The organism is Bradyrhizobium sp. Arg816 (assembly GCF_029989365.1).
Classification (GTDB): domain Bacteria; phylum Pseudomonadota; class Alphaproteobacteria; order Rhizobiales; family Xanthobacteraceae; genus Bradyrhizobium.
The window spans coordinates 510012-532886 of the sequence record NZ_JAPRAQ010000001.1; the positions used below are offsets into that span (position 1 = coordinate 510012).

General features: G+C 61.6%; 16 protein-coding genes. 15 read left to right on the forward strand and 1 reads right to left on the reverse strand.

Going from position 1 to position 22875, the window contains the following annotated elements; genetic code table 11:
* The 14 genes from asnB (OWC48_RS02380) to OWC48_RS02445 all read left to right on the forward strand — a co-directional run bounded on the left by asnB (OWC48_RS02380) (window position 1) and on the right by OWC48_RS02445 (window position 19716).
* Window positions 1-2028: an asparagine synthase (glutamine-hydrolyzing) gene (gene asnB, locus OWC48_RS02380; protein WP_282518491.1), complete on the forward strand. Its 2028-nt coding sequence runs from the start codon at window positions 1-3 to the stop codon at window positions 2026-2028.
* Window positions 2025-3587 (forward strand): class I adenylate-forming enzyme family protein, encoded by a 1563-nt coding sequence (locus tag OWC48_RS02385; protein WP_282518492.1) that lies wholly within the window; start codon window positions 2025-2027, stop codon window positions 3585-3587. The genes asnB (OWC48_RS02380) and OWC48_RS02385 overlap by 4 nt, the downstream gene beginning before the upstream one ends.
* Before the next feature lie 50 nt (window positions 3588-3637).
* Window positions 3638-3916 carry an acyl carrier protein gene (locus OWC48_RS02390; protein ID WP_282518493.1) on the forward strand — a complete coding sequence of 93 codons (279 nt, stop codon included), beginning with the start codon at window positions 3638-3640 and terminating at the stop codon, window positions 3914-3916.
* Between the two features lie 340 nt (window positions 3917-4256).
* A complete protein-coding gene (locus tag OWC48_RS02395) occupies window positions 4257-4973 on the forward strand; it encodes a sugar phosphate nucleotidyltransferase (protein WP_063986521.1) in 717 nt (238 codons plus the stop codon).
* 45 nt (window positions 4974-5018) lie between these two features.
* Window positions 5019-6158, forward strand: a complete 1140-nt coding sequence (locus OWC48_RS02400; RefSeq protein ID WP_282518494.1) for a DegT/DnrJ/EryC1/StrS aminotransferase family protein — start codon at window positions 5019-5021, stop codon at window positions 6156-6158.
* Window positions 6155-6892: a sugar transferase gene (locus tag OWC48_RS02405; RefSeq protein ID WP_282518495.1), complete on the forward strand. Its 738-nt coding sequence runs from the start codon at window positions 6155-6157 to the stop codon at window positions 6890-6892. The genes OWC48_RS02400 and OWC48_RS02405 overlap by 4 nt, the downstream gene beginning before the upstream one ends.
* A 12-nt stretch (window positions 6893-6904) precedes the next feature.
* Complete coding sequence (locus OWC48_RS02410) at window positions 6905-7945, forward strand: NAD(P)-dependent oxidoreductase (RefSeq protein WP_282518496.1); 1041 nt, start codon at window positions 6905-6907, stop codon at window positions 7943-7945.
* A 67-nt stretch (window positions 7946-8012) separates the two neighbouring features.
* Entirely contained in the window at window positions 8013-9284 is a 1272-nt protein-coding gene (locus OWC48_RS02415; RefSeq protein ID WP_282518497.1) for a polysaccharide biosynthesis/export family protein, read from the forward strand.
* A 289-nt stretch (window positions 9285-9573) separates the two neighbouring features.
* The gene (locus tag OWC48_RS02420; RefSeq protein WP_144030703.1) at window positions 9574-10236 is read left to right on the forward strand and encodes a helix-turn-helix transcriptional regulator; all 663 of its coding nucleotides are present in this window, start codon (window positions 9574-9576) and stop codon (window positions 10234-10236) included.
* 239 nt (window positions 10237-10475) lie between these two features.
* Window positions 10476-11699, forward strand: a complete 1224-nt coding sequence (locus OWC48_RS02425; RefSeq protein ID WP_282518498.1) for a glycosyltransferase — start codon at window positions 10476-10478, stop codon at window positions 11697-11699.
* On the forward strand, window positions 11696-12952 hold the full coding sequence (locus OWC48_RS02430; RefSeq protein WP_282518499.1) for an O-antigen ligase: 1257 nt from the start codon (window positions 11696-11698) through the stop codon (window positions 12950-12952). Before OWC48_RS02425 ends, OWC48_RS02430 begins: the two co-directional genes overlap by 4 nt.
* A 3-nt stretch (window positions 12953-12955) precedes the next feature.
* Window positions 12956-14944 carry an asparagine synthase (glutamine-hydrolyzing) gene (gene asnB, locus OWC48_RS02435; RefSeq protein ID WP_282518500.1) on the forward strand — a complete coding sequence of 663 codons (1989 nt, stop codon included), beginning with the start codon at window positions 12956-12958 and terminating at the stop codon, window positions 14942-14944.
* Between the two features lie 11 nt (window positions 14945-14955).
* Window positions 14956-16845, forward strand: a complete 1890-nt coding sequence (locus OWC48_RS02440; RefSeq protein ID WP_282518501.1) for a hypothetical protein — start codon at window positions 14956-14958, stop codon at window positions 16843-16845.
* A gap of 138 nt (window positions 16846-16983) precedes the next feature.
* Window positions 16984-19716: a non-ribosomal peptide synthetase gene (locus tag OWC48_RS02445; protein WP_282518502.1), complete on the forward strand. Its 2733-nt coding sequence runs from the start codon at window positions 16984-16986 to the stop codon at window positions 19714-19716.
* Window positions 19717-19846: 130 nt separating this feature from the next.
* Here the strand turns inward: OWC48_RS02445 and OWC48_RS02450 are convergent, their stop codons facing one another.
* Window positions 19847-20383, reverse strand: a complete 537-nt coding sequence (locus OWC48_RS02450; RefSeq protein ID WP_282518503.1) for a DsrE family protein — start codon at window positions 20381-20383, stop codon at window positions 19847-19849.
* Between the two features lie 396 nt (window positions 20384-20779).
* Here OWC48_RS02450 and OWC48_RS02455 point away from each other — a divergent pair, with 396 nt between their 5' ends.
* Window positions 20780-22846: a hypothetical protein gene (locus OWC48_RS02455; protein WP_282518504.1), complete on the forward strand. Its 2067-nt coding sequence runs from the start codon at window positions 20780-20782 to the stop codon at window positions 22844-22846.
* The last annotated feature ends 29 nt before the right edge of the window (window positions 22847-22875 follow it).

Genomic DNA, 22875 nt, shown 5'->3' on the forward strand with positions numbered 1-22875 from the left:
ATGTGCGGCATCGCCGGCATCGTGGTGCTGAGTGCGAACGCTCCCAGTCCTTCGCGGAAAGCGCTCTTGCGGATGGCCGGGGCGCTTGCACATCGCGGACCGGACGAACGGGGCCTCTACCGGGACCAACGCGCGGGCCTGGCGCACGCCCGGCTCTCGATCATCGACATCGCGGGCGGGCAACAACCTCTCTCCGATCCCGGCGGGCCCGCCTGGATCGTGTTCAACGGCGAGATCTTCAACTATGTCGAGCTGCGCGAGCAGCTGATCTCGCTCGGCCATCGCTTCCGCACCCGCAGCGACACGGAGGTCGTCATTCAGGCCTATCGCGCCTGGGGCGAGGCAGCATTCGAACGGATGAACGGGCAATGGGCGCTTGCCATCTGGGACGCCTCCGCCGGCCGCCTCGTCCTGTCCCGTGACCGGACCGGAATCTGTCCGCTCTATATCTGCAACCATCAAGGCCAACTCTACTTCGCCAGTGAGATCAAGGCCATCTTCGCGGCAAATCCGGCAATCCCTCGAGCGCTCGATCCAGCGGGCATCGACCAGACCTTCACCTTCTGGAGCAGCGTGCCGCCGCAAAGCGTGTTTCAGGGGATCACGGAAATTGAACCGGGACACGTCCGTAGCTACCTGCGCGGCGCGGTCCGGGACCGCGCATTCTGGACTCCCTGCTATGCGACCCGGTCCGACGAGCATCGCATTTCGTCCGCTGGCTGCAATGACGATGTGATCAATGCCGTGCGCAGCGCACTGGAAGCGGCTACGGCGCTACGAATGGTGCGGTCCGACGTCCCCGTGGGAAGCTATCTCTCCGGTGGCCTCGACAGTTCGCTTGTTGCAGCACTGGGAAGCCGGTTCGCAGGCAGGCGCTTCCAGACGTTTTCCGTGCGCTTTTCCGACGCTGAGTATGACGAGACCTCCTATCAGCGCCTAATGGCACGCACGATCGCGAGCGAGCACCACGAGCTCATGGTCTCGCGGCAGGATATCGCCGAGGTATTTCCCAAGGTCATCTATCACACTGAGCGGCCAATTCTGAGGACCGCCCCTGCACCGCTGTTCCTGCTCTCAAAGCTCGTGCGCGAGCGCGGCATCAAGGTCGTGCTGACCGGCGAAGGCGCAGATGAAATGTTCGCCGGCTATGATGTGTTTCGGGAAGGCAAGATCCGCCGTTTCTGGGGCCGCCAACCGGCCTCAACGCGGCGCGCCGCCCTTCTGAGCCGGCTCTATCCCTACATCTCGCGATCGCCGGTCCACATGCAGGCCATCGCGCTCAAGTTCTTCGGACACGGCATTTCTGCCCCAGATGCGCCCGGCTTTGCTCACTCTCCGCGTTGGCGCAGCACCAGCGCGATCAAGCGCCTGTTCTCCGAAGACATGCGCGCGGCGACTTCGCGAGCCGACCCGGTGACCGAATTGCTCGATCGTCTGCCGCCGGATTTTTCCCGCTGGACGCCGCTTGCACAAGATCAGTACCTCGAGACCAAGACGCTCCTGGCCGGATACCTGCTCTCCTCCCAGGGAGACCGGATGCTGATGGCGCATTCGGTCGAGGGACGCTTTCCATTCCTTGACGACGACGTCGTCGAGCTCGCGAACTCCCTTCCGGACGCCTGCAAACTTCGTATCCTCGACGAGAAGCACGTCCTTAAGCGCGTCACCCAATCGCAGGCTCCACCAGAGATCGTCACACGCAAGAAGCAGCCCTACCGGACCCCCAATGCGCTCTGCTTCGTCGACAGGGATGCCCCCCCTTATGTCGACGAAGCGCTTTCAAGCGCAAGCGTCCGCGCCGCCAACATCTTCGACCCGGTGGCGGTCGAACGGCTGCGCACCAAGTGCCAAGCCCATGCACACGCCGGCGATGGCGACCTGTCCAATTTCGACAACATGGCGCTCGTCGGCGTCTTGTCCACCCAGCTCCTGTTCCAGCAATTCGTCGCGGACCGGCCGGAAGCACCGCACCGCCTCGAGCTCAGCGTGGACGTCGACCACCAGGACGTACCGGGAGTTTACGCATGATCAACAATCCTGTGCCGCTCCTGCACGATTACCTGATCAACGCGGCCCATCAAAGCGGCGCGAAGGTCGCGCTCGTCTGCGACGGTCATCGGGTCACCTACGACCAGCTCGAGGCGTGGTCGAATGCGGTCGCGCACCACCTGGCCGAGGCCGGCGTCGAGCGCGGCGACCGTGTGATGATCTTTGCCGATAACACCGTCGAGGCAGCCGTCAGTTTCTGGGCCGTCCTCAAGGCCAACGCGATCGTATGCCTCATCAATCCTCTCACGAAACCCGACAAGCTCGGCTATCTCCTCAATGACTGCCAGCCGACCGCGCTCATTACGCAAACGCGCCTCTATGCGACGTTCCGCGAGCCTGCACGACATTGCCCGTCCTTGCGCCGCGTGATCGTGTCCGGCCCTATCGACGACGTCGATTTGAACGCACTGCCACATGCGGTGCGATGGAACACCGCAACGGCCACCGAGCACGACGCAGCACCCGCGCGCCGTTGCATCGATATCGATCTCGCCGCCATTGTCTACACCTCGGGCTCGACCGGCGAGCCCAAAGGGGTGATGCTGACACACCGGAACATGATGACGGCGTGTACGTCGGTTTCCTCCTATCTGGATGTCCGTGACGATGACGTCATCCTCAACGCTCTGCCACTCGCCTTCGACTACGGCCTGTATCAGATGATCATGGCCGTACGCGCCGGAGCACGTCTTGTTCTCGAGCGCTCGTTCGCTTTCCCCGCCGAGACGCTTCGGCGTGTTGCGGAAGAGAGAGTGACGGGTTTTCCCGGCGTGCCGACGATGTTCTCGACTCTGCTGCAGCTTGAGTCGTTGAAGAGTTGCGATTTATCCAGCATTCGCTACGTGACGAGCACCGGTGCCGCACTGCCGGTCCGGCACCTGGTGCAGCTGAGGCACACGTTCCCCGGCGCACGCATCTACTCCATGTACGGTCTTACCGAATGCAAACGCTGCACCTACCTGCCGCCGGAGGACCTCGATCGTAAGCCGTCGAGCGTAGGCATCGCCATCCCAAATACCGAAATGTGGATCGTCGACGAGCATGACCAACGGGTCGGCGCCGGCATCGCCGGACAGCTGGTGATCCGCGGTGCGACCGTCATGAAGGGTTATTGGCGAAAGCCCGAAGCGACTGCGAAGAAACTCAAGCCCGGACCGCTTCCCGGCGAGCAGGTGCTTTACACCGGCGACTACTGTCAGATGGACGCCGACGGATATCTGTACTTCGTCAGCCGGAGCGACGAGGTCATCAAATCACGCGGCGAGAAGGTCGCGCCCAAGGAGGTGGAGAGCGCTTTGCTGGACATTCCCGGCATAAGGGAAGCGGCAGTCGTCGGCGTTCCCGATGATCTGCTCGGCCACGCGATCAAGGCATTCGTGGTCATCGACCAGGGGCGGCCGATCGACGCCAAGCAGATCCAGCTTGAATGTCACAAACGCCTCGAGAGCTTCATGGTCCCCAAATACGTCGTTATCGTGCCGGAACTGGCGCGCACGGACACGGGCAAGATCAACAAGAGAGAGCTCATCACCGGATAGCTAGTGGACGACCAATCGACGCACCCGCTTTCATATGGAGCACCAACGCAATGACACTGGTCTTGGCACCCGACCGCTGCAAGGAGCAGATCCGCGCTTTTCTGACATCGAATTTCTACATCAGCGACATCGCGTCGCTGAACGACGACGCTTCCCTGCTCGACCAGGGAATCATCGATTCGACCGGAGTGCTCGAGGTGGTCGGGTTCATCGAGTCGACCTTCGGCATCGCCGTCGACGACAATGAGATCCTGCCCGAGAATCTCGATTCAATTCGGGGCATGGCACGTTACATCGCCAGCAAGGTTAACTTGGCCGCCGATACCTGACCGACCGGCGCGTTCGGCAAGCGGAGGAAACGAGCTGTCCTGTGACTCGATCGCGGCTTGGCACTCCGGGGCTTCACCCGGCCGCCGGGTGCGGTGTTTTTTCGCCCTTCGCGAACCCTTCCGCTTGAGCTTCCTAGTCAAGGCGAATTCCGTGTCTTCCGGAGAGGTACGCCTCGACTGCACGACTGCGTGGACAACCCGCCGGCCTTCCTCTGCCGTCCGATTCCAACGCTCTCATGCAAACGAACGAAGACGCAGGCATGGTTTGCTCCTACCTTTTTCCTGAGAAGCATATCTCGTTTTTTTTGAAGCGTATTTTTTTGAGTACATGGAGGTTCAGATGAAAGCGGTAGTTCAGTGCGGCGGCAGAGGAACTCGACTTCGTCCACATACGTCCATTTTGCCAAAACCTCTCATGCCAATCGGCGCCCGTCCCGTCCTCGAGCTCGTTCTCAAATGGTTGAGACGGAACGGGATCGGAGAGGTCTTCGTCACCACCGGTTATCTGGGCCATCTGATCCGCAGCGTCTGTGGCGACGGCAGCCAGTGGAACATGCAGATCACCTATACGCAGGAGCTCGAGCCGCTCGGCACGATCGGTCCGCTGTCATTGCTGCGAGAACAGCTCAACGAGCCGTTCCTGGTCCTCAACGGCGACGTCCTGACAGACCTGAACCTGAACCAGCTGATCCACAATCACCGAAAATCCGACGCCAACATCACCATCGGAACCTCCGTTCGGAGCACGAAGATGGACTTCGGTGTGATTGATGAAATCGATGGACGCGTGACCGGCTTTCGCGAGAAGCCGGAGCTGACGAACCTCGTCAGCATGGGAATCTACTGCATGAATCCGGTCGTCCTCGAGCGCATTCCGTCGGGCGTCCCCTTCGGATTCGACGACCTGATGTTCCAGATGCTCGAGGAAGAAGCCCGCGTCAACGTCTTCAAGCACACTGGCCTGTGGCTCGACATTGGCCGGGTCGAGGACTTCCTGAAAGCCCAGGACATTGCGTGGGACGAGCAATCGACTGCATTCGCAACTGCGGCTGCGTGACGCAGCGTCACCCTTCGCATGGGGAATGAACGGGAAGAGGAACACATGCTGTTGGTATCAGAGCCGGCCCTGGGAATTGACGAGAAGGAAGCTCTTGTTGCCGCAATCGATAGCGGCTGGATCACCATGGGGGATCGCGTACGGGAATTCGAGCAAACGTTTGCACGCATGCATGACGCCGAGGACTCGGTTGCAGTCGGATCATGCACGGCGGCACTTCACCTCATCCTGCATGCGCTCGGCGTCGGCCCCGGCGATGAAGTCCTCGTTCCATCTCTCACGTTCGTCGCCACGGCCAATGCCGTGCTCTACGTCGGAGCACGGCCCGTGTTCGTCGATGTCCAATCCGGGACCGTTCCCCTGATGTCCGCGGCCGACGCGCTCCGCAAGTGCACTTCGCGGACGAAAGCGGTGATCCTCATGCATTTTGGGGGTTACCTCGCTGATCGAGAGGAGTGGCAGGCCTTCGCTCGCAGCAAGGGTCTGCTCCTGATCGAGGATGCCGCGCATGCGCCCGGCGTCAAAGGGGTCGGCACGTTTGGCGATGCAGCCGCATTTTCCTTCTACGGCAACAAGAACATGACGACGGCTGAAGGCGGCGCAATCATAACGCGTCACCGGATCTTGAACGACATGATCAAGCGCGCCAGGTCGCATGGCATGACCACCAACACGCGCCAGCGCCTCGTCAGCCGCAGCCCCGAATACGATGTGACGCTTCTTGGATTCAACTACCGCATGGACGAGTTGCGCGCTGCGGTCGGCCTGGTGCAGCTGCGTAAGTTGACAGGCTGGAACGACACCAGGCGGCATCTGTCGCTGCACTATCGGCGGCGGCTCGCCGAGCGTTGCCCTTCGGTCCTGGTGCCATTCAACGCGTCGTGGGTATCGGCCCACCATCTCATGCCGGTCCTTCTCCCTGCGGCAAGCGCGCGGCAGCCCCTGATCGAGCATCTCAGCAAGCGCGGCGTTCAGACGACCATTCACTATCCCCCGGTGCATCGGTTGACGTTCTACCAGGATCAGTATCCGGGCATCAGCCTACCCAACACTGAGGATTTTTGCGGACGTGAGCTCACCTTGCCGCTCCATCCCGCGATGACTCCCGCCGACGTCGATCACGTGGCGGACAGCCTCGCGGATGGACTACGGGCAACCTGTCCCGCGGAGGTCGAACAGGCATGAGCGAAACGGTCAATGCGGGATGCGCTGGGCCGGCAGCTCCGGCCGTGCGCTTGCGGCGCCTCGTCGATTTCCTCTGTGCCGGGATGGCCATAATCGTCTCGTTGCCGATCCTGTTGGTCATTGCGCTTGCAGTGTGGATCGAAGGCGGGCGACCGATACTGTATTCGCAACTTCGTCTCGGGCTGAACGGGGCGCCGTTCCGCATGTACAAGTTCCGGAAGTTCAGAGCCGATTGCGACGATCGCGGAAGTCCGCTCACGATGGTGAACGACAACCGCATGACGACGATCGGCGGGCTGCTGGCTGCATTCAAGCTGGATGAGCTACCGCAGCTCTGGAACATCCTGCGGGGTGACATGTCTTTCGTCGGCCCGCGGCCCGAGACGCTCGTATTTGCCGACTGTTTCAGAAACGGATTCGAAAAGATTCTGGAACACCGGCCAGGCCTCGTCGGGCCATGCCAGGTTCTCTTCCGCCATGAAAATGAGCTGTTCCCGCCGGACGGCAATGTGGCGGATTTCTATCGGGAGGTCCTGTTTCCCGCCAAGGCGAAGATCGACCTGGCATATTATTCCAATCGAACCGTCACGTCCGATCTCCGGTGGATCGTTCAGGCCGTCTGGATCGCCGTGGGGGAGCCGCTTCTCAACCGCATGCGAAGACCCCGACCGGACAGCCAGAGCGGCGTAGCGCCAACTGGCGGATCTGTCGGTGCGAACTCATTTCAAAAGTAGACGGGTGATCAAATGGCGACTGAAAAGCGAACTGTGCTTCTGGTAGGTGGTGCTGGTTACGTGGGCTCAGTGATCACGGGCCATCTCCTGAGAAAGGGTTGGCACGTCCGCTGCCTGGATCAGCTCATCTACAAGAACGAGAGCTGTGCCTGGCCTTATCTGAGCGTTCCGCAATACGAATTCATGCAAGGCGATATTCGCGATCCCCGTTTCGCCAATCAAGCACTGAAGGGTGTGGATGACGTCGTCATCCTGGCCGGGCTCGTCGGCGATCCGATCACGAGCAAGTACCCCGACGAAAGTCACGCCATCAATCGGAATGGCGTCGCGTCCTTCATCGACGCGATGCAACATCATCCGGTCGATCGGCTCATCTTTGTGTCCACCTGCTCGAACTATGGGCTCGTGGAAGAAGACACAGCCGTCGACGAGAATTACCCGCTCGCACCACTCTCCCTTTACGCCAAGCACAAGGTGGAGATGGAGCAGAAGATCCTGGGTCTCAAGGGAAAGGCTGGATTCCATCCAACGGTTCTCCGCTTTGCGACGGCCTTTGGCCTTTCCTCGCGAATGCGCTTCGATCTCACGGTGAACGAATTTGTGCGTGAACTGCACCTGGGAAAAGAACTGCTGGTATTCGATCCCAACACCTGGCGTCCTTACTGCCATGTTCGTGATTTTGCCCGCGCGATCGAGGAAGTGCTCCGCGCGCCCACCAGCAAGGTCGCCTTCGAAGTCTTCAATGTGGGCTGCGAGGAAAACAACTTCACCAAGCTGATGGTCGTTGAGGAGATCATGCGGCACATTCCGCGATCGAAGGTGACCTATCAGGAGCGCGGCGCCGATCCCCGAAATTACCGCGTGAATTTCGACAAGATCCGCCGGGTATTGAATTTCACGCCTGAAATCAGCGTTCAGCAAGGGATCAGCGAGATCCTCGCTGCCTTGAGCCAGGGCCTGTTCGACCACGTCGAGGAGCAGAGGCACTTCTTCGGAAACTACGAGATCTTTCTTCCGACCGCCCGCATACCGGATTTGAAGATAGCCGGCTGAGAAGGATCTTCTATCAGTATCCCTAAATCGCGAGCGACGAAGGCTCGGTTGCATCGGGAGTTCGTCCATGAAATGCAAGAAGCAAGGCAGGTCCTCTTCCACCCTCCTGCTGGGTCCATGCGCAGCGGTTCTGTTTTTCGCGACAAGCGGGCTATCCCTTGCCGCGCCATACAAGCTCGGACCGGGTGATACCATCGAGATTTCGATCGGTGGCCTCCCCGATCAACGCAACCGCACGCAGATCCAGATCGACGGCACCATCCCTCTCCCGGGAGGGGGGACGGTTGAAGTTGCCGGCCTGACCCCGGCGCAGATGCAGAACCGCATCGAGACGCTGCTGCAGGCACGGATACTGCGTCAACGCCTGACCGACGGACGCGACCAGGCATTCGTGGTCAAGCCCGGCGACGTCATGGCAAGCGTCGTGGAATATCGGCCGGTCTATGTTTCCGGCGACGTGCTCACGCCCGGACAGCAGACGTATCGGGCTTCAATGACCGTGCGCCAGGCCGTGGCAGTGGCCGGCGGTTTCAGCCTGTTGCGATCGCGTGGCATGCAGCCCGGCGCCACCGACCCTGCGGATCTTGTACGGGACTACCAGTCTCTCGCCACCGAATACACCAAGGAATATTTCCATATCGTCCGAACCGGCGCGGAGCTGGATGGCCGCGACACGTTCGACGCCACGCCTCCAAGCGACATTTCGCTGCCCGCGAGCGTGATCGGTTCGGTCGTTCAAGCCGAGAAGGACTCTCTGAAGACCTCGCAAAGCGACTACCGCACGGAACAACGCTTCCTGGACGACGCCGTAAAGCAAACGGACGCGCAGTTCGCTACGCTCAAGAAGCAACAGGAAGGTGAAGAGAAGGGCGTGCAGGCCGACGAAGAGGAGCTCGAACGGGTCATGAAGGCGTTCGGCTCCGGCCTGCTCGCAAGTCCTCGTGTCAGCGAAAGCCGGCGCGCCCTGTTGCTGTCCTCGACCCGGCGCCTGCAGACGAGCGTCGAACTCATGCGGCTCCAGCGTCAGCGTGAGGACTTCGTGCGGCAGGCGGGACGTGTCACCAGCCAGCGCACGATCAATCTGCTCAGGGAGCAGAAGGACTCGAACGTTCGATTGGCGGACTTGCGCGTGAGAATGCAGGCGCTCAGCCAGAAACTGCAGCCCATCGGCGGCTCGGGTGCCATCCCCGTCAATTCAGGCGAGCTCAATCCCGACGTGGTCGTCGTGCGGCGGCTCGGTCAACAGTGGGACAGGATACCCGCATCCGTCGACTTCGACGTGGAGCCAGGCGACGTGATTGAAGTCACATTGCGCCCTGCGCCGGCCTTCTCGAATTGAGCACGAACAGAGGTACTCCCTTAAGAGTAAGCAGGGCGCTCCTTCCGGAGTAGCTTCCGCATACCTCCATGGCTGCTCCCGGGAGGCTTAAACCCGCCTTGCTACCCCTTCAACCCACGTTGCTACCTCTTCGTTGATCACAACCGGGTCGATGCCCGGAAGATCGGCAACTTTCACCCCCTCCGACGGCCGCGGGGTTACCCCCCATTCAACGTTGCCATGCTTGGCAGAAGTTGGGAATCTTTGTGGCACGTTCACTCCATCGGGTCAGCGCGGCCGGGGGAATAAAATGTTGAACTTAAGCCAAGCATTGCCAAGGTCTACCATTGCTCTACAGCGTCATTCTTCTGAATCAATATTCAATATTTCCAGTCCCGTTTCATCTGCTCATTCTGACGCCCAGAACCCCAAGCAGGACGGCTTGCGCGGGGTGCTCGCGCGGATCGGCTGCGGACAGGTCTTGCTCAGGCGCGGCAAGGTCATCGAACTCAGTCCGGCCGGCCGCGCAATATTGGAACGCGAAGCGCGCGTGGATGCGAGCCACGAAACGCTCTATGGCGCCGTCAAGCAACTGGTTCACCGCGCCGGCGCACAGTTTCCGGCAGGCTCGACTTCCTGGTTGGCGACATCCACCAAGGAAGGATTTACCGCGCTGATCAACCAGGTCGCGAATGCATGGTCCGACGAGACCATCGCATTGATCCTGCTGGATCTCGACGCGCATCCGGAGCCTTCGCCGCGGACGTTGCAGCGGTTGTTTGGATTCACCGCTGCCGAAACCCAGCTTGCTCTCGAGTTGGCGCGAGGCAACAACCTGATCGACATTGCTCGTTCGCGACGATTGAGTCGAACGACAGTACGCTCCCAGTTGGCTTCCCTGTTTGTCAAAACACAGACACGCCGGCAAGCAGACCTGATCGCGTTGCTGGGCCGCCTCGCCGTCCTGCCCTAGCGTGCACGCGGAATACGGTGTCGCGTTGTCTCGACTGGTCGGACATCGACGTGCTTCGCGGCGCGTTCGGCAAACATGCACTCGCGCCGCGTCGTCTTTTCAGCCCTGTTCGAGCACGTCCGCCAACCGCTCACTTCCGCTGTCATGCGAATGAATGAAGACAGGCCGCAGCCACGTCCTAACCTGATCCTGTCAAACTTTCGCCGGGAAAACCGGGGGCCTCCGCGAAGATTCACATCTTGCCGGGATTGCTCAAAGGGCTGGAAGGAACCAACATGGCGCTGCACTTGCTTTGCGTAGGAGGCGAGGATCACGCTCTGCGTATCCCGTTCCTGGCGGCTCTGCAGAGCCGCGGCCTCCGCGTGAGCGCGGCCGGCACTGGTGCAGTCTCTGCATTCGCGAAGACCGGAATCCCGTATCATCAATATCAGTTCGACAGATTTGGCGTCGGCTTTGCCGATCGCGCGGCCATGGGCCAGCTGGCGCGGCTCGTGAAGAGCGCTCGGCCCGACGTGATCCAGACGTTTGATACCAAGCCCAACCTGTTTGCGCCGCTGACGCTTCGCGGCTCCGTACCCGTTGTGCGCACGATCAACGGAATGGGATGGGTATTCTCATCGACAGAACTGAGAGCCCTGGCCTTCCGCCCCGTCTATCTGGCGATGCAACGCCTGGCTGCTTGCTGGACTGCGGCGACGGTTTTCCAGAACAAGGCCGACAGCAGCTTCTTTCAACGACACCGCCTGCTTGGAAAGAGCTCATCTGTCATCATCGGAAGCTCGGGGATCGATGTCGGCGCTTTCGAAGCGGCGCAGGCGCGAACGGCCCCGCCTGGCGAGCTGCGCGCCGAACTCGGGCTGGGCGATGCCGAGATTGTCCTGACAGTAAGTCGATTAACTGTCCAAAAAGGAATCACAACGCTCCTCGAAGCGGCCAAGCTCGTGCATGAGGTCCGCCCGAATGTCCGCTTTCTGCTCGTCGGTCCGCGCGAAAGCGAGGGTCCATTCGCGGTAGGTCAGGCGCTGATCGAGGCGCACGCACCATATGTGATTGCGACCGGCGCCAGATCGGATATTCCCGCGCTTCTGGGTATCGCCGACCTCTTTGCCTTTCCGACTGAGTATCGTGAAGGCATTCCCCGTGTTCTTTTGGAAGCCGGATTGGCTGGCGTGCCAATCGTCGCCTCCCGCATGCCGGGGTGCGATGACGTGGTCCGCGAGGACTGGAACGGCAAACTTGTAGCGCCGCGCGACCCGCGCGCGCTCGCGGCCTCAATTCTCGACCTTCTTCAGGATTCCACGCGTGCAAAGACGATGGGTCAACGCTCGATCAACGTGGTGCGCAAGGAGTTCGACCTGAACGTCGTCGCCGATCGCTATGCCGAGCTCTACACGCAGCTGCTTTCCCGCAGCTATTCCAGCGGCTGGCGGGCGGCGGCGCACAGCAGCAGTGAAGTACAATGATCGGCAGTGCCCTTCTTGCGCTTGGCCTCGTGCTTGGGACAGCCTCGCAGCTGCGTCTTCCCAGCTTCCCCCTGGGCATCGGGGAAGCCTGCCTCGTCCTCTGGCTCGGTCTCGCATCCCTGCATCTCTTGGTCGGCTCAAGAATTTACAACCCCCAAGCCCTGCTCTGGCTCGTTGCATTCTGGGGCTGCTTTGTCTTGATTCAGAGTTTCGGGGGCTTCCTTGCATTGCTGCGCCCGGAGATCGTCGACCCAGAGCTCGTCGTGCACGACATCTTCGCATATCTCCTCGTGGCGGCCCTCACTTGCCTGGTGGCTGCAACGTTGAGACCCGAGGATACCCTGCGCCAATCGCTGTGGTTCCTGATCGGATTCTGGATCGTCGCCGTGGCGGTGCAACTTGCATTGGGCTGGGGCTATCTCAGCATCTCGTCGGTGGATCCATGGTATTGGGACCGGTTCCGCGGGTGGTCGGAGAATCCAAACCAGCTTGCAATCTACTGTGCGGTCTTGACACCACTCTCGCTTCACATGGCTCTGACGGCCAAGCGGTTTGGCCGGATCGTCGCAGTGTTTAGCTGCATCGTAACATTCGTCGTCGGCCGGCTGACGAAGAGCGATACCTTTCTTATCTCGATGTCGCTGTCGATCCCGCTGCTCATTGCGCTGCGCTTGCGAAGCTGGCTGACATCACCCGAACATCGATGGAGCCTGCGTTTCGCAGCTGCAGCGATCGTCGTTGTGGCCATAATTCCGCTCTCGCTCTCACTGCTTCCCTACGGGGTGGCAACGGCGAATGATGTCGAGGGGCTGGCCGCCGGCATGATGAAGGATCGTGGCGGTGAGGCAACGAAGGCGACCGCCAATCTGCGGCTAAGTCTTTGGCAAGACGCCTTGCATGCCGGACTGGAGTCCGGGTCGCTTGGCCTTGGACCCGGGCCACATCTGGAGAAGCCAAGCGGAATCACGGACAAGGGCGTAGCGCTTCCGGTGGAAGCTCACAGCACTCTTCTGGACGTGTTTACCCAAGGCGGACTGCCTGGCGTGATCGCCATTGTTAGCCTGCTTGTCGGCACGTTTGCGCTCCTGCTTCGCGCGCGGCTCGACGCCTTGGCTGTCCTGATCTTTGCACTCGCCGTCTTCAGCATCAGCCATTTCATTCTGCGGCATCCGACCGTGTGGTTTGCCGTCACGCTGGGCCTCATCCTGGGCTCGGATCGGCGCTCATTGGCGCATGCGCGAGTTGGAAGTTAAGTCATGTGTGGAATTACAGGAATACTTCAGACGCCGCATGCTGCTCGATCCGCCGACCTGGCGGCGATCGGGCCGATGACGGCTCGCCTGCGCCACCGCGGTCCTGATGCGGACGGGTTCTGGAGCGATCGTGACGCCGGCGTTGCGTTCGGACATCGCAGGCTGTCCATCATCGATCTCTCCGATGCGGGCCGGCAACCAATGCTTTCGAGCGACGGCCGCTTCGTCATTACGTTCAACGGCGAGATCTACAACTACAAGCCATTGCGGCAAGAGCTCGAGTGCGCAGGCAAGCGCTTCACCGGCAATAGCGATACGGAGGTCTTGCTGGCGCTGATCGAGAGATGGGGCCTGGAGAAGGCCCTCCAGCGCTGCAATGGGATGTTCGCAATCGGCTTGTGGGATCGCCGGAACCGCACGCTGCACCTGGCCCGCGATCGAATGGGGAAAAAGCCGCTCTACGTCGCGCGGACGTCGAATGCGGTGGTGTTCGCGTCGGAGTTGAAGGCCATCGCGGCATTCCCCGATTTTCACCAGGAGATCGATCCGGGCGCGGTTGCCGAGTTCCTAACCCGCGGATGGTTGCCGGAAGACCAGTGCATATGGCGCGGCGTCTTCAAGATTCCACCCGGGGGCGCCCTATCGATCCGTGCCGAGGAGCTCTCGGTCTGCCGGGATGCCGCAGCACTACAAGAGCGCGCGCGCTCCTGGTGGTCGTTGACCGATGCCGCGCAAACGGGCCGCGCAGCGCTGGCCACTGCGGATGACCAGCAGCTCGTCTCCCACGCTTGCGATCTGCTCAAGGCCGCGGTCGCCGACCGAATGGTTGCCGACGTTCCGGTCGGGCTGTTCCTGTCGGGCGGAATAGACAGTTCGACCGTCGTTGCCCTGATGCAGGCCCAATCGGCGCGCCCGGTACGGACCTTCACGATCGGATTCGGTGAGCGCGCCTTTGATGAAACGGCTAACGCTGCGGCCGTGGCGCAGCACCTCGGCACCAGCCATACCGAGCTACGTCTCACCTCCGCGGACGCCAGAGCGGTCATCCCCGAACTTCCAACCATCTGGGACGAGCCGTTCGCCGATGAATCGCAGATCCCGACACTGCTTCTGTCTCGACTTGCACGGCAGGACGTCACCGTTGCGCTTTCGGGCGATGGAGGTGACGAGTGCTTCGGGGGGTATTCCAGGCACGTACTTTCCGCCCGCTTAGCGCCTCTGCTGAACTCCAACCGATCGATCCGGACCATGGCCGCGAGCGGTGTGGCGCTGCTCGGGCGCGGCATGCGCGAAAGCGTCGCCGAAACACTTCGTCTTCCAGGTTGGTTGCAGAGGATGACACACGGCGACCGGATCAACCGCCTGGCAGACCTTATTGGCAGCAACGACGTCGGCGAGATGTACCGTCGGTCGACGCGGCTTTCCGAACTGCAGTTGACGCGAACCCAGGCAGGCTCGGAGCCTGACTCGATCCCGCCGCTCAACGATCTGCTGTCTGATTTTATCGTTCGGGATATGCTTGGATATCTCCCGAGCGATATTCTCGTGAAACTCGATCGCGCGAGCATGGCCACGAGCCTGGAGGCTCGTTGCCCGCTTCTGGATCATCGCGTTGTCGAGTTCAGCTGGGCGCTGCCGAACTCGGCGAAAGTGCGTCATGGTCAGGGAAAATGGCTCCTGCGCCAGGTCCTCGGCCGTTACCTGCCGCGCCACCTCTTCGAGCGACCGAAACAGGGCTTTGACGTGCCGATCGGCTCCTGGCTGAAGGGACCTCTTCGTTCGTGGGCGTCGGACCTCCTTTCGGAGTCGCGTCTTCGCAACCAGCATCTTCTGGACGTTTCCCGCGTGCAGGAGTGCTGGCTTCAACATCTTAGCGGTCGCCGCGATTTCTCACGACCGCTGTGGGCTGTCTTGATGCTGCAGTCCTGGCTCGACTCAGCAGTTACCTCCGGGCCGTCGCGAACAGCAGGCGTGATGGAACCGGCGCAATAAAGGAGCAGGCGATGGAAGCGTTCACAAATAAACGGATTCTGCCGGTGACTGTCCTGTCCCAGGGCCGGTCACAAGGCGACGAGCCACCTCCAGATGACGCCATCGCGGCATTCAAGCATGTCTTCGAGAGCATCAGGCGGTACAAGCTCTTCATTGCCAAAATGATCGGCGCGGGCGCGCTGCTCGCAGTGCTCGGTGGTATTTTCATGTCGCCCACCTATCTCGCGACGGCACAGCTTGTCGTGAGCGCTCGAGCTGGCGGAGCGGCCGACAATCCCGGTGCACCCGGCAATTCCACGCCGACTGGCGGTTCGGACGACCCGACGATCGACACGCACGTAACGGTCATGTCATCCGATGCGTATCTGCGGCGGCTCCTGCCGGCATTGAGGATGCTCGACAACCCGGCCAACGAGAACGGCACGGCTTCGCTGCTCCGCACTGCCTTGTCGAAGATAAAGGGATTCCTCTCGTTCCGGAGAGACCAACCGAGCGATGGCACGGCGGTGGCAGCATTGAAGGGGCGCCTGAAGGTCAGCCAGGAGCGCCGATCCAGAGTTATCAGCGTAATTGCCAGCGACGCCAATCCGCAACGGGCCGCAGACATCGCGAACCTGGTCGCCCGATCCTACGCTGACGAGCTGGTCCGGCAAAAGCGGGCTGTGGAGCTCCAGGCTCTGGACGCCATCGCAACACAATCAGCGAATGTTCAGCGCGAATTGTCGACGGCGAAAGCGGAATGGGACGCCAGTCACTCAGGTCAGATCTCGTCATCACCGGCAGCCGCACAGGCCGCCGCCGCGTTGGAGTGGAAAATAACCACGCTGGCGCAGCAATATGAAACACTGATACGAAAGCGGCAGGATCTCACCACGAAGGGCGTGGTCGCCGAGCCAGACGTGACCGTCATCGCGGACGCCTCACCACCCGACTTTCCGAGCTCGTTGAACCCGTTCCTCCTTGTTCCACCGATCACGATTATCTTCGCGCTCCTGGCATGTCTCGTCGCGATCATCCTGAAGCACTTCGATCGAAGTCTGCACACAGAGGCGGAAGCTGCAGAGGCATTGGACATCCCGTGCGTCGGGTTGATCCCCTCGATCCCGCCGGAGCTGAGCATCTCGCCGCAGCGCTTCGTAGAGCAATCGGCTGTCTCGCATAACAGGGCCGTTCGCTCGACCGTCGTATCCCTCATGGCCGCCGATCCGGTCTCGCCACAGACGCCGCATGTCATCCTGGTGACATCCAGCCTGCACGGTGAAGGCAAGAGCGCGATCGCCTGGAGTTTCGGCTTTTGTGCGGCGCAACTCGGACAGCGCGTTCTGTTCCTGGATTTCTCTCAATTGCCCCGGCGCGTCGGCGGTGAGGCTGCGGATCTGTTCAAGCTGTTGGCGCACGACGGAGCGGCCGCCAAGGCCGTCCAGCACATCCCGGAGCTCGGACTCGACTACATATCGTCAAGATTGTCCGAGGGCAGTCGCCTGGGGCCGTTGGCGGGTCCGAAAGTCGCCTCGCTGTTCGATCACTTCAGAAACACCTACGATCTCGTCGTCATCAACGCACCATCGCTGGATGACGCGCCGGAAGTGCGCCTCCTCGCCTCCTGGGCGGATCACGTTCTACTTGCCGTCCGCGCCGGAAGCACGAGCCGCGACGTCGTACGGAGCACTTTGAATCGGTTTGCCGGGACGTCGGATCTCGATGCTCGTGTCAAGCTCTGGTGTGTCCTGACGCACGGAGTACCGTCCGAGCTCGCGCCCTCGGATCTGGAGCCGTCATCGACATCGACTTTGATGCATTACTATCGCCGCTTCAAAACAACGGCGGTACGGTGGACAAGCATCGAACCTGTAATCAATGTTTCCGACCACGCTGAATCTGGCCTGAGACCACGGCAATGACCCCCAGGCGGCTTGGGTTAATCACCCGGGTCTTTCGATAGAGCAGCCAGCCGATCGACCAGACGGTGGCTGCGAAACCGGCATCCTTCGTTTGAAGTATGCGTGCCCAAACCTGATTAAATACGTTGGGACAGCAAAATGACGGGTACGGTGATGCGGCTTCAGATATCTGGCGATCCGTCGGGTGATCCATGTGACGCCCTTGACGCGCACCTGCCCTCGACCGTTGAGCAAGCTCCAGCGACGCCGAGCTGGCTGAGCCCCGTGGGAGTCCCTCTCGATCTGAACGGTCCGGTCGATCGATCATTCGATCCCCTGGAAGCCGGCTTTGCGTGCGTCCCCGCCATCGAACACCTGATTGCGGTGACGGCGAAGTTCGCCGACAGGGTCGCAATCAGCGACGGCAATCATAGCTTCACCTACGCGCAGCTGTTGTCCCGCGTCTTGACCTTGGCCCAGGCGATCAGCGTGTTGATCCCGGAGCAGGAAGCCGTCGGATGGCTACTGCGCAGCTCGGCCTGGCAGCCGATCGCTATGCTGGCCTGCATGGCGGCCGGACGAGTCCTCGTCCCACTCAATCCCCGCGATCCAGTTCAGCGGCTCACGGCTATCGCCGCAGCCGCCCGGATTTCCGTGCTGATCGGGCAAGACGGCGACAGCTCCGCCGGGTGGATCCAACACCACGGCCTGCGCTGGCTCGACGCCGCCGGCGCCAGCGACCCTTCCGCAGCAACTTCAACACTCCCCCAGGTTTCGGTCGATGCGCCTGCCGTAGTGCTCTATACCTCCGGCAGCACCGGAGCTCCGAAGGGGGTCGTCAACAGCCAACGCAACCTGCTCCAGCGCGTCCAGCAATATGTGGACGCCTGCCACATAAGTGCGACAGACGTCTTCATGCCTCTGAGCGGCCCCACCACGATCGCCGGTTGCCGGGAGATGCTGTCGGCTTTGTTGACGGGGGCGAAACTGCACATCGTCGACGTCGAGGCGCTCGGATTGCGTGGCGTTCTTCGCCAGATCGCCACGCAACAGGTGACGATCACATACGTTGTACCCGCCCTGGTGCGTGCACTGATCAACGCAAGCCGGCCAGGCGATCTCGACTCGCTTCGCATGATCCGCATCGGCGGGGAGAAGGTCCTGTGGACCGATATCGCGCTCGTTCGGCGAGCGATACCACCGGGTTGCTTCATCCAGGTCAGCTATCTGTCGACGGAAACCACCGGCACCCAGTGGTTTCTTCCCAAGCAATGGCGAGAGGACGGCGTCAGCGTTCCTGTTGGCTACCTGCTTCCCGGCATATCGTACGCCGTGGTTGACGAAAGCGGGAAGCCCGTCCCGCACGGTGAAGTCGGCGAACTGGTGATCAAGAGCAGGTACGTCATGCTCGGATACTGGGAAGACGGACGGCTTTCTCCGGCATCGCCCTCCCCGGATGACCCAAAGTCTCGCATCTATCAGACCGGCGACCTCGTCACCGTGGATACGCACGGACTGATGCGGATCGTTGGACGGAAGGGACGCCAGCTCAAGATCAATGGCCAGCGTGTCGAGCCGGCCGAGCTCGAGAGTGCGTTGCGCAAGCTCACCTATGTGAAGGACGCTGTCGCCGTCGTGACGGACGCGAACGAGTTGGTCCTGTTTGCATCGCCGGCCGATCCACAAAAAGCGCACTTCCGGACCGACGTTCGCAACAGCATCCGGCAGGCTGTTCCTGCGGCTTTGCATCCGACCAGGCTGCACGAGATACCGGAGATGCCGCGCCTTCCAGGAGGTAAGATCGATCACGCCAAGCTGAAGCTGCTCGATCTCGAAAGCAAAACGACCTCGCCCGCGCCCGTGCCGACGATGCAAGGAATGGCCGAGGCCAACAGGATCGTGCAGCAGGTGTGGAGCAGCATCCTCGGCGTGCCGGAAGCCGCCGGACGCTGGGATGAGGCCGGCGGTGATTCCCTAAAGCTCCTGCGCTGCGTCATGGATATCGAAGACCTCATCGGCCGCGAAGTCAGCATGGAAGCGTTCACGGTCGATATGAGCGCTGAAGACATGATCCGGGCTATCGCGACGGTGGAGCCACCGGTGCGGCAGCGTCTAAACGACCAGATTCTCCCAGGTCTTGTCATACTGCCCGGCTCCATGGGGTATGGCCCGAGCATGGCCGCATTTGGCGCTCAGCTCGGCAAGGTGGCGCGGGTGATTCCGATTCGCTATCCAGATCTGAGCTGGAGCCTCGCGGGACGCGATTCCGTGCAGGAGATGGCCGCGATGGCCGTCGAACAGATCAATGCAGTCCAACCACGCGGCGACGTCCGAATGATCGGCTATTCCCTGGGCGGCGGCGTCGCCTTCGAAGTCGCAAGCCGGTTGATCGAACAAGGTCGTGCCGTCAAATTCCTGGGCATCCTCGACACCAATGTCGGCCCTCGCAGAGCAAATCACCGGGAAGCCCTCTCTCGCACGCTACAGCGGATTCGATCCCATCGAGTGACGATCTACCGCATGTTCTGTCGCTCGGTGGCGAAGTTCGCCGCTCGCTTGGGCCAGGAGGCTCGATTCTGCAGGCTCATCGACACCATTACATGGCCTCGCCTGGCAAACACGCGCTTCATGCTCAAGCTCGAGCTCGAGGAGATTCTCCGGATGCGCGCGTTCGGACGCTGGGTCGAGGATGCCAAGCCTCGTCTAGCCATCAAGGGAACTGTCTTTGCCTGCCATCGGCCTGGCGTCACGCCGCGCCTCGGATGGGACTCCCTGTTTGAAGAACTGGACGTGATTCCGATCGCCGGCGGACATCTTGATCTGGTGGTCGAGCCCCACCTCTCGATCAATCGGCCCGTCATCGAGCGCGCGATCGGGGCGTCCTGCTCCTGATCCACACAACACAATGCTTTTTGAGGGGCCGGTCCTGCCCACCACAGGACAGCACAGAGAGATCACGCGGGTTCGGCTCAAACCTGGCTCGAACCCGCCGTCTCGCGCTTGGGCGTGCCGCGTACGATCATCAGGGCCGCAGGTAGCTCCAGCCTTGCTCCTGAAGCTCCATCAGGCGAACAACCCCGGATTTGGTGACCTTCGCTTGCGTGATGAGAGGCACTTCCTTGCCCTCATTCTTGGTCATGTTCTCTCGTGTATTTCCGCAGGCCGAGAACGTAAGCTCGGGCGTTGTTTCGGTCATCATCTTGATGCGCCCCTTCACAGGCGAGGTATCGTCTCGCAGCATGTGCAGTCCTGGCCCGTATGCGACGACTTCGACTTCGACTTTTTGACTGAGGTCGCCGTAGTACTGAACGACGTTGCTGACGTTGTTGAGAGCGAGATTCATGACGGCCGGATCGTTGACGTCGACATGGATGACAACTCGATGCGGCGGCTGCTTCCGAGGTGTCGCAACACCCATTCTGGCATTTGCGTTCCTGGCGGTAGTGCTGGGATTCTTGGTGGAGAGGGTGGATTGCGCAGAACCGCGGGTTTCGATGCCGCTAATGAGAACCAGTCCGACAGCCGCCACGCCGGCAAAAATGGCAAATGATCTGCTCATGGCTGTGCTTCCTGCGTGTGTGACGAAGCGTGCACGTCGCAAGCTATTTAAGCGTAACCGTCGGGGCAAGCAGCTTTGGGCAAAGGTCCGTCCGATCTACTTAATTCCCATCGTCGGCGCACTACTCCGTTTTGGCTACCGCAACTGCGACATCGACATCGCGTCGATGAAAGCGCCGTCATGGACGATATGCCATGATCGCTGCCAGGCATCATGATCCCTACCAAGCAGTTGGGCGTCTCAATGGGGGTACACGGATTCGGCCTGTCGAAAGGAACAGCCGTCGCGCTGACCACAGCTGCGCGCCGACCCGGGCACCGGCAATTTGCATTCCGCGGACCAGGATCGTTCGACGTCGCTGACGGCTCACGCGCATGCGACAGAGCCGGCCGGCTCATGGTGGTTCTGATCACCTGCTTTCTGCCGGTTCTGACTGGAACTGCCGATGCCAAATCCCAGGACGACAGCGACCGTGGCGCCTCCTACATCACACCGGCGATGCTCGATCAGTGCGGATGCACGCGCGGACCAGAACAGATCGACGGGATCAAACAAAGGCTGAAGCTCGCCCAACGCGCGGACGAGGCGCGACCCGCCGCGACACAGCCCGCTGGAAGCAGGCCAGCCGCGCCCGGATCGCGCGGAGCGAGGACCGCGACCGAGCAGCCCCGCGCGGCTGCCGATGCCCCTGCGCGGGACATGACGTCCACGCCGCCCCCGGTGTCAACTCCGGCTCAAGCTGCTTCCGAGGCGGAGCGGTTCAACCAGAACCTGTTGCTGGATCAGGAGCGGCAACGAGCGAACAAGCTTGCGCGCGAATTGGCTGCGGCTCGAGTGGAGCTCGACGCGGCGCGGCAGACCCAGACGCACACTGTCCGCGCCATCGAGATTGGTATTCAGCAAACGCAGGCGCTCGAACAGGAGCGGGTAAAGACCGAAAATCTGTCACGTGAGCTCTCTTTCCTGAAGACGGAGCTCGACGTCGCACGGGTCGCGGCTTCAACGGCCATGCAGGCGCCCGAACCCGAGCCGAAACAGGAGCGGCCGGTCGACCGACGGAATGGAGCCAAACGCTTTGCCCTCCAACTTGCCTCGCTTCGCTCGGAGCTTGAGGCTTCGCGCAACGCAGCATCCGAAGCCACGAAGTCCGCCGCGGCGGAGGCAGCACAAAGGCAGGCTCTCGAGCGCGAACTAAAGCAGGAGCAGGACAAGACAGAAGCCCTGATCAGCGAACTCGGCACCCTCCGGATCGCGGCCTCCGAGACCACGAGGGTCGGCGCTGCAGATGTCGATCAAAAGCTGGCGCTGACACGCGAGCTCGAGAAGCAGCGGGACAGAGCCGAGAGCGCGGACCGCCAGCTGCAGTCCCTTCAGGCCGAACTCCGTGCAACGCAAACCGCGAGCTCTGAGTTGGCTGCGGCTCGAGCTGCAGACGCCGAGCAAAAACTGGCACTGAAACGAGAGGTCGAGAAGCAGCGGGACAGAGCCGAGAGCGCGGACCGCCAGCTGCAGTCCCGTCAGGCTGAACTCCGTGCAGCGCAAACCGCGAGCTCTGAGCTGACTGCGGCCCGAGCTGCAGACGCCGAGCAAAAACTGGCACTGAAACGAGAGGTCGAGAAGCAGCGGGACAGAGCTGAGAGCGCAGACCGCCAGCTGCAGTCCCTTCAGGCTGAACTCCGTGCGGCGCAAACGGCGAGCGCTGAGCTGACTGCGGCCCGAGCTGCAGACGCCGAGCAAAAACTAACGCTGAAACGAGAGGTCGAACAGCAGCGCGGCCGCGCGGACGCTCTCGCGCGCGAGGCGGCGTCGCTGAAGGATCAACGCGACCTGGCGCGGGCTGAAACGTCGGAGGCTGCACGAGCCGCCGAGGCCGCCACAAAGGCGGCAGCCAAGCGCGAAAAGGAGCAACCGGGCAACGGCGCCGCAATGCTCCAAACGTTCGCATCCGCCCGGGATCATCTGGCCGCATGGAATGCTTCCGCGGTTGTGGCGGCGCCCTCGCGTGAGCCCACCGGCCGCGCACCGAGCCAGAGCAGCCTCCAGCCTGCTGCTTCGCCTCCGCCCGCGCCGTCAGCCTCCGCCCCGACGCCACCGAGCGCGCAGATCACAAAGGGGACTGCCCTGCCCGGCGCCGACTCGAAGGCCATGGCTTCGGTGGAGCGACAGGCCGCCGCGAGCGGAGCACTGCGCCCGCTTGCGAACGAGGAGCGACTGCTCGCGCGTGCCAGCGCATTGTTGCGGCAGGCCGACATCAACGGTGCCCGCGGCTTGCTGGAATACGTGCTTGGACATGGCAGCGCGCAAGCAGCCTTTATGCTGGCCGAAACTTACGATCCTCACGTGCTGCAATCGTGGGACGCTCGCGGCGTCGCCGGCGATTCCGCGAAGGCGCGCGAGCTGTATGAACGAGCCCAGGCTGGCGGCATTCGAGATGCAGAAGGACGGATCAAGGGGCTCAAATAGCTGCTGGAGCGAGCCCCGGAAGCCAGACC